Source organism: uncultured Brachyspira sp., from assembly GCF_910578695.1.
Lineage (GTDB): Bacteria > Spirochaetota > Brachyspiria > Brachyspirales > Brachyspiraceae > Brachyspira.
In genome coordinates this window covers 1-17,899 of sequence record NZ_CAJTQJ010000048.1, presented here as the reverse complement: position 1 = coordinate 17,899, position 17,899 = coordinate 1, and the positions used below count along the sequence as shown (strand labels likewise).

Annotated in this window: 19 protein-coding genes; 15 read left to right on the top strand and 4 right to left on the bottom strand. The window is 27.9% G+C overall.

Annotated elements, in window-relative coordinates; all coding sequences use genetic code 11:
* Positions 1-225: 225 nt before the first annotated feature.
* Genes QZ288_RS10600 through QZ288_RS10590 form a run of 3 tightly spaced genes read right to left on the bottom strand, consistent with a single transcriptional unit; the run spans position 226 to position 3,322 of the window.
* Entirely contained in the window at positions 226-1,224 is a 999-nt protein-coding gene (locus QZ288_RS10600) for a hypothetical protein (RefSeq protein WP_295158689.1), read from the bottom strand.
* A gap of 39 nt (positions 1,225-1,263) precedes the next feature.
* Positions 1,264-2,391 carry a zinc ribbon domain-containing protein gene (locus QZ288_RS10595; protein ID WP_295158688.1) on the bottom strand — a complete coding sequence of 376 codons (1,128 nt, stop codon included), beginning with the start codon at positions 2,389-2,391 and terminating at the stop codon, positions 1,264-1,266.
* Between the two features lie 49 nt (positions 2,392-2,440).
* Positions 2,441-3,322, bottom strand: a complete 882-nt coding sequence (locus QZ288_RS10590; protein ID WP_295158686.1) for a PH domain-containing protein — start codon at positions 3,320-3,322, stop codon at positions 2,441-2,443.
* Between the two features lie 427 nt (positions 3,323-3,749).
* On the opposite strand from QZ288_RS10590, the gene QZ288_RS10585 reads away from it, so the two are divergent.
* The 15 genes from QZ288_RS10585 to ftsH all read left to right on the top strand — a co-directional run bounded on the left by QZ288_RS10585 (position 3,750) and on the right by ftsH (position 16,368).
* Positions 3,750-4,217, top strand: a complete 468-nt coding sequence (locus QZ288_RS10585; RefSeq protein WP_295158684.1) for a chemotaxis protein CheX — start codon at positions 3,750-3,752, stop codon at positions 4,215-4,217.
* Positions 4,218-4,222: 5 nt separating this feature from the next.
* Positions 4,223-4,642 carry a response regulator gene (locus QZ288_RS10580; RefSeq protein ID WP_295158682.1) on the top strand — a complete coding sequence of 140 codons (420 nt, stop codon included), beginning with the start codon at positions 4,223-4,225 and terminating at the stop codon, positions 4,640-4,642.
* Between the two features lie 38 nt (positions 4,643-4,680).
* Positions 4,681-5,496 carry a protein-glutamate O-methyltransferase CheR gene (locus QZ288_RS10575; protein ID WP_295158680.1) on the top strand — a complete coding sequence of 272 codons (816 nt, stop codon included), beginning with the start codon at positions 4,681-4,683 and terminating at the stop codon, positions 5,494-5,496.
* A gap of 11 nt (positions 5,497-5,507) precedes the next feature.
* On the top strand, positions 5,508-5,921 hold the full coding sequence (locus QZ288_RS10570; RefSeq protein ID WP_295158678.1) for a polymer-forming cytoskeletal protein: 414 nt from the start codon (positions 5,508-5,510) through the stop codon (positions 5,919-5,921).
* Positions 5,922-5,927: 6 nt separating this feature from the next.
* The gene (locus QZ288_RS10565) at positions 5,928-6,875 is read left to right on the top strand and encodes a tetratricopeptide repeat protein (RefSeq protein WP_295158676.1); all 948 of its coding nucleotides are present in this window, start codon (positions 5,928-5,930) and stop codon (positions 6,873-6,875) included.
* 3 nt (positions 6,876-6,878) lie between these two features.
* A complete protein-coding gene (locus tag QZ288_RS10560) occupies positions 6,879-7,904 on the top strand; it encodes a rod shape-determining protein (protein WP_008726738.1) in 1,026 nt (341 codons plus the stop codon).
* Positions 7,905-7,949: 45 nt separating this feature from the next.
* Positions 7,950-8,837 (top strand): rod shape-determining protein MreC, encoded by an 888-nt coding sequence (mreC, locus tag QZ288_RS10555; RefSeq protein ID WP_295158666.1) that lies wholly within the window; start codon positions 7,950-7,952, stop codon positions 8,835-8,837.
* A complete protein-coding gene (gene mreD, locus QZ288_RS10550; protein ID WP_295158664.1) occupies positions 8,834-9,373 on the top strand; it encodes a rod shape-determining protein MreD in 540 nt (179 codons plus the stop codon). Before mreC ends, mreD begins: the two co-directional genes overlap by 4 nt.
* A 6-nt stretch (positions 9,374-9,379) precedes the next feature.
* A complete protein-coding gene (cyaB, locus tag QZ288_RS10545) occupies positions 9,380-9,925 on the top strand; it encodes a class IV adenylate cyclase (protein ID WP_295158662.1) in 546 nt (181 codons plus the stop codon).
* Positions 9,926-10,003: 78 nt separating this feature from the next.
* On the top strand, positions 10,004-11,017 hold the full coding sequence (locus QZ288_RS10540) for a hypothetical protein (protein ID WP_295158660.1): 1,014 nt from the start codon (positions 10,004-10,006) through the stop codon (positions 11,015-11,017).
* Between the two features lie 116 nt (positions 11,018-11,133).
* Positions 11,134-12,141 carry a hypothetical protein gene (locus tag QZ288_RS10535; RefSeq protein ID WP_295158659.1) on the top strand — a complete coding sequence of 336 codons (1,008 nt, stop codon included), beginning with the start codon at positions 11,134-11,136 and terminating at the stop codon, positions 12,139-12,141.
* 41 nt (positions 12,142-12,182) lie between these two features.
* A complete protein-coding gene (locus QZ288_RS10530) occupies positions 12,183-12,749 on the top strand; it encodes a DUF4390 domain-containing protein (protein WP_295158657.1) in 567 nt (188 codons plus the stop codon).
* 97 nt (positions 12,750-12,846) lie between these two features.
* Entirely contained in the window at positions 12,847-13,443 is a 597-nt protein-coding gene (locus tag QZ288_RS10525; protein WP_295158655.1) for an NlpC/P60 family protein, read from the top strand.
* A 63-nt stretch (positions 13,444-13,506) separates the two neighbouring features.
* Positions 13,507-14,187 carry an NlpC/P60 family protein gene (locus QZ288_RS10520; RefSeq protein ID WP_295158653.1) on the top strand — a complete coding sequence of 227 codons (681 nt, stop codon included), beginning with the start codon at positions 13,507-13,509 and terminating at the stop codon, positions 14,185-14,187.
* A 60-nt stretch (positions 14,188-14,247) separates the two neighbouring features.
* Complete coding sequence (gene ftsH, locus QZ288_RS10515) at positions 14,248-16,368, top strand: ATP-dependent zinc metalloprotease FtsH (RefSeq protein ID WP_295158651.1); 2,121 nt, start codon at positions 14,248-14,250, stop codon at positions 16,366-16,368.
* Positions 16,369-16,582: 214 nt separating this feature from the next.
* On the opposite strand, the gene QZ288_RS10510 is transcribed toward ftsH, so the two are convergent.
* Complete coding sequence (locus QZ288_RS10510; protein ID WP_295158649.1) at positions 16,583-17,572, bottom strand: P1 family peptidase; 990 nt, start codon at positions 17,570-17,572, stop codon at positions 16,583-16,585.
* Positions 17,573-17,899 lie beyond the last annotated feature (327 nt).

Sequence of the window (17,899 nt, the reverse complement as noted above, 5' to 3'; positions counted from 1 at the left end):
TGCCGAAAGAAGAGGCATTAAATATAAAATATAAATTTTTAAGAGACTGTAGACTGTAGACTGTAGACTGTAGACTGTAGAGATTTGTCTATATTTGTTAGATATCTTGTAATAATCATATACAAATAATACAATAATAATTGATATGTGTCAAGAAGGCAATAAATTTGTTTCATAATTAACATATATAAAACAAATTTATTTTACACCCTCTTTCATTTTTTATTACTCAAAATAAGATTCATAATCTATTGCTTTAGAGAATCTTTCATAATATTTTTGAAATAATGGAGTTCCATTTTCAATATATGTTGAAAAATCTTCTTGTGTATATATTTCTCCGTTTTCATAAATACCATCATTATTATTGAATTCTACATAATCGTTTACTGTAGTATACTTATCGCTAAATATCCAATAACCGATTGTTTCATGTAAATTAGCATCTACACTTACTGCTAATTTCCCCATTTCATATACCATATCAGTATAAAGAGATAATCTATATCCATACAATTCATCATATTCTTTAAAAAACTTTTTAAATGAAAATTGATAATCAATAGAATCTTTTTCAATATAATTTAAAATTTGTTCTAAATCTTCTTTATATTTATCAAAAGAATCGTAATCTCTTTCATATCTCATTTTACATATTAAAATATGAGCTTTTAAAATATATATTAAACTATAAGGTATAGCAAATTCAGGATTATCCATTTGCTTATACATAGCAGATCTTTTAAATTGTTTTATATGGAAGTTATATGCTTGTAATAGATTATCGCCTGCATCAATAAGATCTCCTGAATTATATTTATATCCTTTAAATAAAGTATAACTTTGATTTGCTATTAAACTATAAATAAACCACCAATTTTCTAATTCTATTTCATCAACCTCAAAAGTACCCATTGATGGATGCCAATCATCTGGATATAGTTTTTCATTTATATCTTTCATAGCGTCATTATATTTACTAAATAATGGATATAGCTTATAACGATAACCATCTTCAATAGGTATCAAAATTCTTAAATCTAACATTCTCATCATTTGATCATAAGCAAATTCTGGAGCTTGACTTCTAGTAAACAATCTATTCTCCATTTTTAAATAATAGAAATCATTTTTATAAAGATCTCTTAAAGTTATTTTATCATCTGATTGAGCAAATAACATAGATGTAATTAATAAAATAAATAAAATTTTTAATTTTAACATGATGCTTAATCCTTAATAATTAGTAATTTTTTCATAAAATTATTGCTGATTTTCTAAATATATAGAATATAGTTCCTGACCTAAATTACCAATAGGTATAGGAGAGCCTTCAAATTCAACTGCATTAACTACCCAACCGTCTTCATTTTTATTTATCCTAAATTGTATAGCTATATGAATACCATTTAAATAACCTTCAACATTAACATAATCTCTTCCATCTTTTGCCACAATTTGCTCCCAGCTTGGATTATCAAGAGAACCATTTATTAATTCTTCTACAGTTAATTGAGGTGCATTATTAAATGATGATCCTTTAACTAACTTAACATATTCTCCCTCTGCACCGCCTGAAAATAAAAATAATGAAACAAAGAAAAATAGCATAACAGCTATAAAAGAAATAATTGATGTAATTTTATATTTAGTTTTATCAGGAGATTGACACATAGATTTAAATTTCTCAAGCTTTAAATTATGATTAGATTCATTTTCAACTAATTTCATTCTTCTGCTAAATTCAATATGGAAAAATTTAGGAATTAAAAAAAATATAATTGCCATAAACGGCCATATAAGAAAAATATCTCCAGCAGGAGCAGCCATAACCGCACCTATTATTAATAATACAAGCAAAGCTGATATAAAAGCCGATTTTTTTGCTTTCAATGAATATAAATATGCAAATGGAATAAGAAATATACAGCTTAATATAGCTCTCATATCATAAAAAGGGGCATCTCTTCCTCCAAATCTTATAAAAAATTTAAATATATTAGGTTTAGAATCATAAAATTTAAAAGCATGATAATATCCCTCTATAAATTTATTTTTCTTTTTATCCAAACTTCCTTCAATGCCGAAAAATGCAGCAATAAATTGTTCATATTCTCCTAAATACTGAACATCGCTTTTAGGCTGATAAGCACTTCTGTCATCTTCATTTCTATTTTTTACATCATTATTATCTAAGGTGTTTTTGTTTTGATTAGATTCATTATTAGTTACATTTTCTATTTTTGAATCATTTGTTTTTACGCTGTCAGAAATAGAATTATCAGAAATATTATTTTTATTAATTTCTTCCAGCATTTCTATTTTTGCCCCGCAATTAGTACAAAACTTTGCACCTTCATTAAGTTGTGTTCCGCAATTAGTACAAAACATAATTAAACTCCTTCAAATTATTTTTTTATATAAATTATTTTTTGTATAATTATTTTTCTTCATCATCTTCAATCTCAAAGACTTCATCAGTAATGAAAGATATCAATTTATTATAATTATCTAAGGCTCTCCTATCATCGCTATATTTTAGGTAATACACATTTTTAGAAGTCATAATTAGAATACTATTTTCTTCTCTTTTGATTTCCTGAATACTGCTGCAATTTACATATCTATTTTTTAAAAATAAATACCTGTCTTTTGTTATTCTATGTAAAGCTGTTCTATGTAAATTAATATTATTTTTCTCAATAGAATTAACATTATTTAAGTTATGATTTTGTGTATCTTTTGAATTCTCTTCTTTTTCAGATTTTTCAGATTTATTATGATATTTTTCTAATTCTTTATTTATTTTATATTCAAATAATTTTCCGCTCTCTTTTCCTACATTATTAATATATTCCGCATTATTACCATGTTCTATTATAACCTCTTCCCCCATAATACCGCCAATAGAAGATGAAACTCTGTTTATATTCTCTAATGGTATTGACTTCTTTTCTTCTATAGAATTAAAAATTATCCATTTTGCAATAATAACTCTTTTTGAAGTAAAAACTACAAGAAGAGAGTCATTTCCAAAGGAATCAAACCCTGAAATAAAATATAGTATATCTTCATCATCATTTATTAATTTTGAAAGTTTATTAATCTCTTCGTCTGTAAAACCTGTATTAGGCTGATCTTTTATAGAATCAATTTGAGTTTTAATTCTTCCAAAATTAGAGGAATGTTTAAATTCATCATTTTTTTTATTATCATTGTTTTCAGATTTAATATTTATAAAATCTGAATTAATTAAATTTCCGAAATTAGAACAGAATTTCACATTATCATCATTTTTAGTGCCGCAATTTTGACAAAACATACACTATACTCCTAGAAAAAAATTAACATTCATAAGAATTGATAATTGAAAAAATTTAAAAGAATTATAATAAAATGAACTTTTAATAAAATTATGCAATGACAAAATGATGCAGTTATTCTTTAGAGAATAAGAATATTTATTATAATTTAATTTTAAATTAAGACTGTAGACTGTAGACTGTAGACTGTAGACTGTCTGTAATATTTTCTAGTTTACTGAATATCATACTTTAATAATACAATAATAAATCATATATGTCAAGCATTTTTAAATAATTTTTTGATTTAAAATATTATTTCAAGCTAATTACTTTTTTTTCGATATTTAAGACAATCATAATACTAATTTTATAACTATACTTGCAATAAAATTTATATATTGTTAAAATAAGGCTAAGTAATTAATATAAAAAAGAGTATTATTAATGAGGCTTGATTATATAAGGCATTTTGCAGATGCATCCAATGAAATATTACAAAATTACCTAAAAGATGGTATAAAAATAAGAGATATAACTCTTAAAGGGTCTTTTGTTAATACTTCTGGTATTATAGTTATAGTATCATTATCAGAAGATGTAATTGGACATTTTATAGCTGATATGAAAGTAGAAACTGCACAAAAAATAGTTTCTATAATGAATAAAAGCGAAGTAAAAGATATTGATAAGATGTCATTATCAGCATTAAAAGAACTTATCAATTTAATAGCAGGCTTAGCTGTAACAAAATTGGGAGAAGACGGATACAATATAAATATATCTCCGCCTGCTATAATGAAAAGCAAGAATTTAGAAATTTCGATAAGCGATTCGGAATTTCTGCATATAAAATTAGATACCTCTATCGGCGATTTTAATATATTAGTTGCCGTAGAATCAGAAAAGGAGTAAAGAATATGTCTGAAAACATTAATACAAAAGAAGCTGATGGTATAAATGAGTTTGGAAAGCCGTTTAAAGTTTTAATAGTAGATGATTCTGCATTTGTTGTAAAACAGCTGCAGCAAATTTTTGTATCAGAGCAATATAATGTAGTTGGTACTGCTGAAAACGGAGAAGAAGGCGTACTTATGTATAAAGAATATAAGCCTGATTTAGTAACTATGGATATTACAATGCCTAAAATGGACGGTATTACAGCATTAACTAAAATAATAGAATATGATAAAAACGCTAAAGTAGTTATGGTTAGTGCTTTAGGTAAAGAAGACATGGTAAAAAAAGCCTTATTAGCAGGGGCTAAAAACTATATTACAAAACCTCTTGATAGAAAAAAAGTACTTGAGCGTATAAAAATGGTTCTTACAAAAAAATAACAATTATTTATTGTTTTATTTGTTTGGAATAATTTATTTTGAATGATATAAAATTAACTGAAAAACAATTTGATCTGTTTAGAGATTTTGTATATAAAGAAAGCGGTATAAGTTTTAATGTTATAAATAAAATCATTTTAGAATCAAGAATAGTTTCTTCTATGAAAGAAAAAAATCTATCTGAAGCAGAGGATTACTATAAACTTGTATCTTCTGATAAAGAAGAGTTAAAAAAATTTTTGGATAATGTAACTACAAACCTTACAAAATTCTTTAGAAACAGACCGAATTTTAAATTATTAAAAAATTATGTTCTGCCTCAAATAGTTAAATATAAAAAACCAAATGAGCAGATAAGAATTTGGAGTGCAGGCTGTTCTACAGGAGAAGAACCCTATTCTATAGCAATAACTTGTTTAGAAACGCCCTGCATTAGAGACAGAGATATAAAAATTTTTGCCAGTGATTTATCTCTTAACTCTTTAGTAGCCGCTAAAGAAGGCAGATACGAGCCTCATAAAATAGAAAGCGTGCCTAAAGAATATTTAGATAAGTACTTTGATAAATTATCATCAGGCGATTATTCTATAAAAAATGATATTAAAAAATTAATAACTTTTGATTATCATAATTTGAGGCATAGAGGAAGCCATACAAATATGGATGTTATATTTTGCAGGAATGTGCTTATATACTTTGATAATAAATCGGTTGAGCTTACTGTCAATAGATTTTATGATATATTAAATGAACATGGATTTCTATTTATCGGGCATAGCGAATCTTTATTCGGGCTTGATACAAAATTCAAATTTAATAATATAGATAATTCCATAGTATATACTAAAAATTAGGAGTTTTATTGATGTTTTCAAAAAGAAATGATAATACAGAATCTAATTCTATTATAGGAGAAGGTTCATATTTTAAAGGAGAGTTTACATTAAACGGTACTTTAAGAGTAGACGGATGCTATGAGGGAGATAAGTTAGAAGTAGATAATGTTTTTGTAGGCTCTACAGGAAAGATTAAATCAAATATAAAAACAGTATCAGCCGTTATAGAAGGTATAATTATCGGAAATATAGAAGCAAAAAACAGAGTAATGCTTATGCCTACAAGCAGAGTACTTGGAGAGATAAGAACGCCTGAACTTATTATACAAAACGGAGTTATACTTGAAGGATTATGTATAGTAGCCCCAGACCCTCTTACTAATCCGAAAGAAACCATTTTAAAATTATATGATAATAATATTGATAGTCAAAACAATAGTTAATGGATTATGCCTTACTTATATAATGTTGAAAATAAAATTAGCATACATATTATAGCAATTACTTTAATTGTTTTCATTGCAATTACAACAATTATGTATTTATTTACATCCAACTATATAGATAAAAAAAGATTAAAATCTATTTATGATTATATAGCAGCGGAAGATTATGACAATGCTTCATTTTTATTTAATGATCTTTATACAAAAAGACCTTTGAATAAAAATATACTGAAAACTGGAATAGATTTATACTATGATATTTTAATAAGGACAGATAAAAAAGAAGTTATAATAAGTGCAAGCGAAAGCATTATAAAATATGCAAAACAATTATTATTAACATCAAAATTTATTAAAGACAGAAATATTATATATCAAAGATTAGGCTATAGTTATCAAAGGCTAGGAAAATCATATTATATTGATTCTTATAATTCATATATAAATGCATTAAATAACGGAGATAATAGAGTATCTACTACTATAGAATTATCTAAAATTTGCTATGAAATAGGACTGTATGAAGATGCTATAAAATATTTAGAAGATGCTATTGACAGAGAATTAAAAGAAAGCAGCGAAAGATTTATTAATATGGAATTATATTATGAGCTTGCTAATGCTTATGAGAAAAATAAAGATTATACGAAGGCTATACAAATATTATCTTCTATGGATACAGACGGCAAACTTAATAATAATACTATGCTTGAATCCAAAAGTTATTTCAAATTAGGCAGTTTATATTTAAGACAAGGGCTTTATAAAGAAAGTGAATTTTTTTACAAAAAGGCATTAGATATAGATGACAAAAATCCTGATTTATATTATAGTATAGGAAAATTGTATTTAGAAACTAAAAGAAGAAATGAAGCTATAAAGATGTTTAGAGAAGCTATAAAAATAGATAATTCGTATAAGCCCGCTAGGGATACTTTAAGGAGATTATAATAAATGTTTAATTGGTTATATAATATGTTTTCAAGCGATATGGGAATAGATTTAGGTACTGCCAACACTTTAGTATATGTAAAAGGGGAAGGAATTGTTTTAGCTGAGCCGTCAGTAGTTGCCATAGAAAAAAGTACAGGAAATGTAATAGCGGTAGGAAATGAAGCAAAGCAGATGTTGGGTAAAGTGCCGAATTCAATAGCTGCTATAAGACCTATGAGAGACGGTGTTATCGCTGACTTTGAAACTGTTGAAAAAATGATAAGATATTTTATAAATAAAGTGCATAATAAAAGAACTTTGGTAAAACCTAGAATAGCTATAGGAATACCTACAGGAATTACAGAAGTAGAAAGAAGAGCTGTAAGAGAAAGCTGCGAACAGGCGGGAGCCAGAACTATATTTTTAATAGAACAGGCAAGAGCTGCAGCCATTGGTGCTGATATGCCTATAAATGAGCCTCATGGCAATATGATTATAGAAATCGGCGGCGGTACTACTGAAGTTGCTGTTCTTTCGCTTGGAAGTATGGTGAGAAGTGCATCTATAAGAGTGGGAGGCGATGAGCTTGATGATGCTATTATTAAATATATGCAGAGAACTCATAACTTGTATATAGGCGAAAAAACTGCTGAAGAGATAAAAATAAATATAGGGCATGCCTATAAAGGCGATATATCAAAAACTATGGACATTAGAGGAAGAGACTCTGTATCAGGACTTCCTAAAACTCTTACAATAAACAGTGCCGAAATAAAAGATGCTATAGCTGATATATTAATAGAAATACTAGAAGCTGTAAAATCAGTGCTTAATCAGACCCCCCCTGAAATTTCTGCCGATATTGTAGAGAGGGGCATTGTTATGAGCGGCGGTACATCTTTGCTTCCGGGTTTTACAGATTTGATTTCTATGGAAACGGGGGTTCCTGTTATTCTTGCTGAAAGTCCTCTTACCTGCGTTGCTATAGGATGCGGAAAATTCATAGAAGAAACTAAGAATTTAAAAAATTACAGACGATACTCATAATCGAAAAGTTGTAAAAAAATAATTAATATAGCCGATACTTTTACAGTGAAAATTTTTTTAAAACATAAACTGCTTACTCTTTATATACTGCTGAACCTTATAGCAGGAATGTTTATGGTATTAAATAGAAGTAATTTTGTATTTAATTTAGAGTCTATTTATGCTTTAGGAGTATATCCTATTCAAAGTGCCACAAAAAGCATATCAAGAGCATTCGTATACCTTTATACCAGCATAACAGATATATTTACTTTGCAAACTCAAGTGCAGATATTAAGAGACAGAATAGCAGAATTAAGCGGTGCTGCTTTGGAATATGAACAATTAAGTACTGAAAATGAAAGACTTAGAGGGCTTTTAAATGAAGCTCCTACTGATGAATACACTTTAGAATATGCCGAAATAGTGTCAAAAGATCCTCAGAATTTCTATACTACAATAGTTATTAATAAAGGCAGTGCAAATGGAATAGTAGTCGGAATGCCTGTTATATCATATCAAAACGGATATAAAGGTTTGGTAGGCAAAGTAGTTGAAGTAAGAAGATATAACAGCAGAGTATTATCTTTAGTAGATCAAAGATCTCAAATATCGGTAATGCTTGAAAGCTCCAGAACTACAGGAATAATGGCAGGACAAAGCCCTAAATCCACTCAAACCCATCTGCAGTATATAGATTTGCAAATGGATGTTGAAGAAGGCGAAAGAGTTGTTACAAGCGGTATGGGAGGAGTTTTTCCTAAAGGCATATTAGTAGGAAATGTATTTAAAGTTGAAAAGAAAAATTACGGACTTTTTCATGATCTTTATGTTGAGCCTGCTGTTAATTTCTCCACTTTAGAAAATGTTTATGTTATTAAAAAAGTACCAGATCAGGAAATAATTATGCTTGCAAATGAGGAAGATGCAGAAGAAGACGGAGGTAAAAAATGAAAAGGGCAATAACTGTTATCATTACAACTCTGATTCTGCTTCTGATACAGTCATCTCCTGCTTATGATTTAATAAGGGCAGCACTTGGAGCTAAGCCTGATTTATTATTGATATTTCTCACATTTATAGCATTCAGATACGGTTCTTTTGACGGAATGATATACGGCTTTATAATAGGACTTTTGCAAGATATCGTATCAAGCGGTACATTCGGTTCTTATGCTATAATATTTCTTAATATTGGTTTTTTTGTAGGTTTTTTTAATACTAGAATATTTATAAAGCAGATTGCTGCAGGAATATTTGTAACTTTGATTGGATATTTAATAAAAATAATAGCATTATTTTTGGTAACTTCTATATATTCGGATCTTTCAAATGTAGCTGTTTTAATAAGATCTGAATTATTGGTTGGCATGCCTTTAACTGTAATATTATCATCTCCTTTATTTATAATATTTGAAAAATCAGCTCCTTTAATTTATGATAAGCAGAAAATACATGTTGATGACAGTACAAAAGAGTATGCGGAATAAACTATTATGATAAATTCTGAAATTGAAATAAAAGCATATATTAAAGACTTTGAATCTGTTTTAAACTTTCTAAAAAATAATGCTAAATTCAAAAAAAAATATTTTAAAAAAGATATTTATTATGCAAAAGAAAAAAGCATAAAAGAAGGAAATATAAAAACAAGCAGCTGTATAAGACTTAGAATAGAGAATGGAGGATATACCTTCTGCACAAAGGAAAGAACTTTAATCGACGGAGCGGAAGTTAATGAAGAGATAGAAATTAAAGTAAGCAAAAAAAAGTCAAGATTTATAGTAGATTTTTTATCGAAATTACAAAAATATAAAGAGTATGTAAGAAAAGAAAAAAAAGGCTATGCTTTTATATATAAAAATGCATTGATTGAAATTTCTAAAATAAAAAATTTAGGAGACTTTATAGAAATAGAATTTTTAAACTCTGATAAGCCTGTAGAAAATCAAGTATGCAAATTAAAATCAATATTAAAAGAAATAGGAATAGATGAAAATTCAATAGAAACTAAACCCTATATAGAACTCCTTGTTAAATAATATTATTTTATAATATAAATTATTGAAAAAATAATAATTTTGATATACAATAAAATTATCAAGACTAAGGATAAATCTATGAAAAAGCAATATATACTATGCTGTTATTTTATACTAGCCGCTAGTCTGTACTCTCAAAATGCTGAAAATGGAAATAACTTAGAAAATAAAATGACTAATTACAGTAAAAAAGTAAGTATGCAATGGAGATATAATCCTTTAAGAATATATGAAACAGATAAATACTTTTCATCTTGGCTTGATCCTGATAATTATAACAGCAGTTTTTGGTTCGGAGATATTCTAAATGCTGAAAAATTATACCCAAATAAAAATTTTAATTTAGATAATGCCGTATTATATTTCAGCCCTAAAATAGCAGTAGATTTAGCACCAATAGCATTTAATTTAAATGGAGATAAACATAGATTTAGAATAGGAGTCGGATATTCATTAAAATTATTTTTTACAAGCTACAAAGCTGGAAATGACCAATTATACGGAGCAACATTTTTATTCAGTCAGTATATGCAGGTAGAGGCATATTTTGAATATATATTAGATAATAAATTAAAGCTAAGATTTGCTCCTTTAAGACATATATGTTCTCATATAAGCGGCGATATACTTGGAGATGAAACTTTATATGATAAGACAAAAGAAGAATTCAGAGATTCAGGTTTTGAACAGATGCATTTATCGGCAGCATACAGATGGGGCTGGTTTTCATTTTATGGAGGAACATCTTTTGCAATAACAGGATTTAAAAAATCTAATATAGTTAATTTATTTAATATTTATGCTGGAATTGATATAAGATTTCCTATATGGGGAGAAATTAATTTAGTAACAGGCTTTTATGCAGGTGCATTTTTAGATGAAATAAATACTATTATAAGAGATAAAAAAGGAATGGGATATCCTATATTAAATACCTTTAATGAATGGACTCCTTCTGTATCGGTAGGGTTAGGTTTTGAAGTATACAGATTTATAATAGGTGTAAAATATGAATATGCACGCTCAAAACAATTATATGCCTATAGAAAAATGGAAAGCAGAGTTGGACTTGAAGCAAATTTATTTTTCTAATAAGATTCTTTATCTAAACTAAATAATATCATAATTTGTTATTGACATAAAATAATAATTAAATATAATCGTTCCATAATAAAAATTAAAACTATATTATGATGAAAAATTAAACTATGATAAAAATTATTTATGTATTTGTAATAATATTTTTATTTAATATTATTATTTATTCACAAGAAACTAATAATACTTTAAAAACAAAAATGGATAATTACACTAAAAAGACAAAGATGAAGTGGGAATTCAATCCTTTAAGAAACTATGAAACCGACAGATATTTTTCAGGCTGGACAGATCCGAATTCATACAGAAACAGATTTTGGATAGGCGATATATTTAATATAGAAAAAATGTATGATAATAATAACTTTAATTTTAATAAAATGGATTTTTATTATCAGCCTACTTTAGCAGTTGAAGTAACGCCTATATCATTTAGATATAATAATGTACATAGATTCAAAATAGGAGTAGGATATTTAACTCATTTTTTTCTATCAAAATATAAAAGCGGTTATGATCAGTATTACGGACAAAGTTTAATGTATGGAACTTATATGCAGGTAGAAGTATTATTTGATTATATATTTAATAATACTTTTAAATTAAGAATAAGTCCGTTAAGACATATATGTTCTCATATAAGCGGCGATATACTTGGAGATGAAAATTTATATGATAAAACAAAAGAAGAATTCAAAGATACAGGCTATGAGCAGATTCATATATCAGCATATTATAAATACGGCTGGCTAAACTTTTACGGCGGAATGAATTTTGCTGTAACAGGATTCAAAAAATCTAATATAGTTAATTTGTTTACAGCATTTATTGGTACTGACTTAAGAGTGCCTATATGGGGAGAAATAAGCTTTATAACAGGAGTTTATTTAGGTATGGATTATGATTTAATAAACTCTGTGATTAGATATAAAAATAATCAGAGATATTTTATTAATGATAAGTTTACACAGTGGCTTCCTAATATATCTGTAGCTGTAGGATTTGAAATTTATAGAGTAATAATAGGCATTAAATATGATTATGCACGCTCCAAGCAATTATATGCATATAGAAAAATGGAAAGCAAAATAGGACTTGATATAAGCTTATATTTATAGTTATTGACTTATAATCAGCTTAATATATACTAAAATTAATTATGAAGCATTTATTTATTCTTATAATATTTATTTCAGGTTCATTATATTCCTATGAATTAAGACTTCATTTTTCAAGAAGCTATATATATGATGATATTCTTTATGCAGATGTACAGACACAAACATACTATAAAAGTGAAATTTATCAAAATATAAAAAAATACATAGATAATGGAATAATATTATTTATTAATTATAGAATTGATTTAATAAAAAAGAATTTATTTATTAATGAAAATGTTAGAGAAATATATATATATAGAAAATTATACTATGACTTTTTTACTAAAGAATATGTTGTACTAAACTCTGAAACTATGAGAGAAACAAGAAATACGAATCTTCAAAATCTTATAAAAACTATATCTCAGATAAATAATATAGAAGTTGTAAATATAAATAAATTAAATCAAAATAGTACATTTCTATTTAAAACTAGATTATCAATGCAGTTTCAAAATGCATATCCTTATTTATCAGTATTTTTTAATATAATAACCCCTATGCAGTATAGAATAAAATGGTCTGAATCTGAAGAATTTAATATTAAAGATATATTAAAATGATATGCAGCTATTATTTATAATTAAAAATCCGATTTATATAAAGAAAATTCTTTATTTTTTATAAAGAAAAAAATTATATATTTTATTTGGAGAATCTATGCATTTTTATAAAGTTATTTTCATTATGCTGTTATTATTTAACGCTCAGGCATTTAATCAGGATAATGCTAGATTAGAAATAGTTAAATGGGCTAACTTTTATATGAATAAAAAATATAAATATAATCAAAGCGATACTATAACAAACCCATTTTCAAAAGAAGAAAAGAAAGTAAACTTTGACTGTTCAGGCTTTGTAAATGCAGTTTATTGGACTGCTGTAGAAAATCCTCCTGTTAAGCTTCAAGGATCAACTGAAAATATATACTTTATTTTATCAAAAGAAAATAAAATATATAAAAATGCATCTCCTAATATAGGGGATATAATATTTTTTGACGGTACTACATCGGTAAATAAAAAACTTACGCATTCAGGAATAGTTATAAATACAGATGAAGACGGAACTGTTACTTATATACATTCATCTACAAGCAAAGGACCTGTTTTAGGATATATGAATTTAAAATACCCTGATTTAGCTAGAAAAGACGGTAAAATGATTAACAGCTATTTAAGAAGAGGCGAAGCACCTTATTCACTTGCTTCACATTGCTTTAATAGTTACGGCACTATTTTTGAAAAACCAAATTAATAAAATTGCCTTGACTTTTTGCCGATTTTTTATAAAATTATTTTTTATATATAAGAGTGTATTATGCGTTTTTACATTACTGTACTTTTAATGTTATTATCTGCAATATCATTTTCACAAACTTACGGATATGATAAAGAATATCAAAAAAAGTTAGAAGAAAGCGGAGTAGAAATAAATGACAGACAAAAGGAGCAGGTTAGGAAAGATATAAATAGATGGGCTAATTTTTATTTAGATAAGCATTATCAATATAATGAAAAAGCCTTGCTGGTGCATCCTATTTCAAAAGAAAAGAAAACTTTTCGTTTTGACTGTTCAGGATATGTAGCTGCTGTTTATTGGACTTCTAATATAGCTGTATTTGAAAAACAGGCTATTTTAGATACAGGAGGAGTTAAAACTATATATGCTACTTTATCAAAATATAAAAAAATATATAGAGATGTTCTTCCAAATATTGGCGATATAATAATATTTGATAACACTACATCTAATTATGATAAACTTACACATACAGGAATAGTAATAGATGTTAATGAGGAAGATGAAACTGTAGCATATATTCACGCTTCAACAAGCAAAGGGCTGATTATAGGATATATAAATTTGAAATACCCTGATTTAAATAAAAAAGACGGAAAAATTATAAACAGCCGTCTTAAGAGAGGCGGAGGAATAGAATCTTTAGCATCTCATTGTTTTAATAGTTATGGTACTATTTTGGATATACCTAAACAATAGATTATAAAATATTTGATTATTTATTTAATATAATAAAGTTAAAAATAATTTGGAGAATACATGAGTAGTAAAAAAAATAAAAATAATAGAAGGCAGAATATGCCTCAGTCTGCAGGCGGCGGAGGAAATCAAATTATAATTATATTACTTCTCACAATGGTAGTAGTAATGGCTATAATGTACTTTCAAAAAACTCCGCAGGTAAAAGCTCAGGAATGGGATTATTCTACTGTAGTTCAGAAAGTAAAAGAAGGCGTAGTTAAAGAGGTAACTATAGTAGATCAATATATAAGAAATGGAAAGGCTATAGAAACAGTTAATGGAAAAATTACAGAGATAAACTTTTATTCATTTATACCATTTACTGCAGGCGGATTTGTTAACTTGCTTATAGATAATAATGTAAAAGTTAGAGGAGAAGCTGAAAAGCCAAGCTATTTAAGTTTAATACTTGTAAATCTGCTTCCTATACTATTAATAGGATTTCTGCTTTGGTTCTTTATGTTTAGGCAGGTTCAAGGCTCTAATAATAGGGCTATGAGTTTCGGAAAGAGCAGAGCAAGACTTCTTACTAAAGAAGATGTAAAAGTGACTTTCAAAGATGTTGAAGGCTGCAAAGAGGCTAAAGAAGAATTACAAGAGGTTGTGCAGTTTTTGAAAGATGCAAGTAAATTCACAAAACTCGGTGCTAAAATACCTAAAGGGGTACTTTTGGTAGGTCCTCCGGGAACGGGTAAAACTTTGCTTGCTAAAGCTGTTGCAGGTGAAGCTAATGTACCTTTCTTCAGTATGTCTGGTTCTGAGTTTGTTGAAATGTTTGTAGGTGTAGGTGCTTCAAGGGTAAGAGATTTATTTGAACAAGGAAAAAGATCTGCTCCTTGTATAATATTTATAGATGAGCTTGATGCTGTAGGCAGAACAAGAGGTGCAGGATACGGCGGAGGACATGATGAAAGAGAACAAACTTTAAATCAAATGCTTGTTGAAATGGACGGTTTTAATACTGATACTAGAATCATAATATTTGCTGCTACTAACAGACCAGATGTATTAGACCCTGCTTTGCTTCGTCCGGGAAGATTTGACAGACAGGTTGTTGTTGATTTGCCTGATGTTAAAGGAAGAGAGGGAATTTTCAAAGTACATGTATCAAAAATACAGCATGATCCTTCTATAGATTTATATCATTTAGCTAGGGCTACTCCCGGTTTTTCAGGAGCCGATATTGCAAATATGGTTAATGAAGCTGCTTTGATTGCTGCTAGAAATGATAAACCAAGAGTAGAGCTTCCTGATTTTGAAGAGGCAAGAGATAAAGTTATGATGGGACCTGAAAGAAGAAGCATATTAATAAGCGAAAAAGAAAAACTTAATACTGCATATCATGAGGCAGGACATACTTTAATGGCTGTACTTCTTCAAAATACGGATGCTTTGCATAAAGTTACTATTGTTCCTAGAGGAAGAAGTTTAGGTGCTACTTGGACTTTGCCTTCTGACGGAAGATATACGCTTCAAAGAAAAAAGGCTATTGATGAGATGTCTTTGCTTCTTGGCGGAAGAGTTGCTGAAGAGTTTAAATTCGGAGAAGATTCTGTAACTACAGGTGCTTCTAATGATATAGAAAGAGTTACTGAACTTGCCAGAAGAATGGTATGCGAATGGGGTATGAGCAAGCTTGGTCCTATATCATTCGGGCAAAAAGAACAGCCTATTTTCTTGGGTAAAGAGATAGCAAGACATAAAGACTATAGCGAAGAAACTGCTCAGAAAATAGATGAGGAAGTTCATAAATTTGTAATGAAAGCTTATGAAAGAACTCAAAAATTGATAGCAGAAAATGCTGATAAGTTTGAATCTTTATCGAGAGAATTATTTGAAAAAGAGTCTCTTGACATAGAAGATATTGAAAGAATATGCGAAGTAAAATTAGATAGAGTTAAAGATAAATTAGTTTATGCAGGAAAAGATCCTAAAAGAGGAACAGATGAGCTTGAAGACCCTAGTGCTTATCATGACGGAGAAGTAAAAAGTGTTAAAGAGGAAGTATTCAGCACTCCTATAAAATCTCCTAAAAAAACTGATAAATCAGACAGCAGTAAGGAAGAGGTAAAATCTATTAAAAAGTCAAGTATGAAAAAGGTTTCTTCTTCTCCTAGAAAGAAAAAAACAGAAGAATAAAACATAATAATAAAGAAATTAATATTCTATAAAGAAAATACCATAGCATAAAAATGTTATGGTATTTTTATTTATAAGACAAACAAAACATTAATTTTTAAATATATTCTGCACACCCTAAAATCTGTTTTTTTATTAAAAAAACAAAAAAACTAGAAGCAAAAATTTAGTAAGCATTTCTAATTAATTTTTTTAATAAAATATTTAATGAGAATTAATTTTTGAATATATCATTAAAGCATTTAAAACCATGCGAAGCCTCAGCATTTCTCACAGCATTATTAACAGCCTTACCCATTACAATAGCAGCAATAGTACCTACAGCATCAAAATTGGCATTGATATCCCCTACACTCATAGCGTAAATACTGTCGCCGTCTAATGTAGTATGAACAGGCTTTATAGTTCTTGCAAACCCATTATGTGCCATTGAAGCTATTTTTCCCATCTGCGATTTTGTAAATTTGGCATTTGTTATAACTGCCCCTATTGTAGTATTTGAAGCTATATTATTAATTTCTGAAGTAAAAGATAAATTTTTATTTTGAGTAATTTTTATTAACTCCTCTTCAGAGCTTCTAAATCCGTTTTTATCTTCATTAAGAAGCCCTGCAATCATTTTACCGCTGTCATAATCATAAATATCACCGAAAGCATTAACAGAAACTACAGCACCAATTTTCACATCATCAATCTGAACAGCATAAAAACCAAGCCCTGACTTCATAGCATAATCAGCACCAAGTATTTTTCCTATACTAGCCCCTGCCCCTGCTCCATAATTTCCCATTTTAGGATTATTATTCTGAGCATTTATACAAGCCTCATAAGCCATATTAATATCAGGACGAACTTTATAATCTCCGATACGCAAATCAAATATACAAGACTGGCAAACCAAAGGTACTTTTGTAATGCCTACATCAAAACCAATATTTCTCTCTTCTAAATATTTCATAACTCCTCCAGAAGCATCAAGCCCGAATGCACTTCCTCCGCTAAGAAGTACGGCATGCATCATTTCAGCAGAGGCAAAAGGCTTAGTAAGTTCGCTTTCTCTTGAAGCAGGTCCCCCTCCCCTTACATCTAATCCTACAGCAGCACCTCTCTCGCATATTATAACAGTGCAGCCTGTAGCAGCTTCTTTATTTTCTGCATTGCCTATTTTTATATTTTCTATATCAGTTATTTTTATCTCTTTCATAAATAAAATCCTTGCTGTATTTGCTTTAAGTATATTAATAAATAATAATAAATGCAAACTTAATATAAAAAATTAAAATTTTCAAAAGAATTTAATTTATACTAAAATATTAGAAGTTTTTTGCATTTTAAAATAGTGATTTATAAAAATTATTTTATTACTGATAACTTAAAACTTAATATAATTATCTTATAGCTCTAAAATTATTTTTAATAATCACTGCAATTTTAAATAATACCTAACACTCATAAATTTTAATATTTAAAATTTAAAAATAAAAACCCCCTTGCTTAATATAAACAAAGGGGCATATTTAATCAAAGCCTA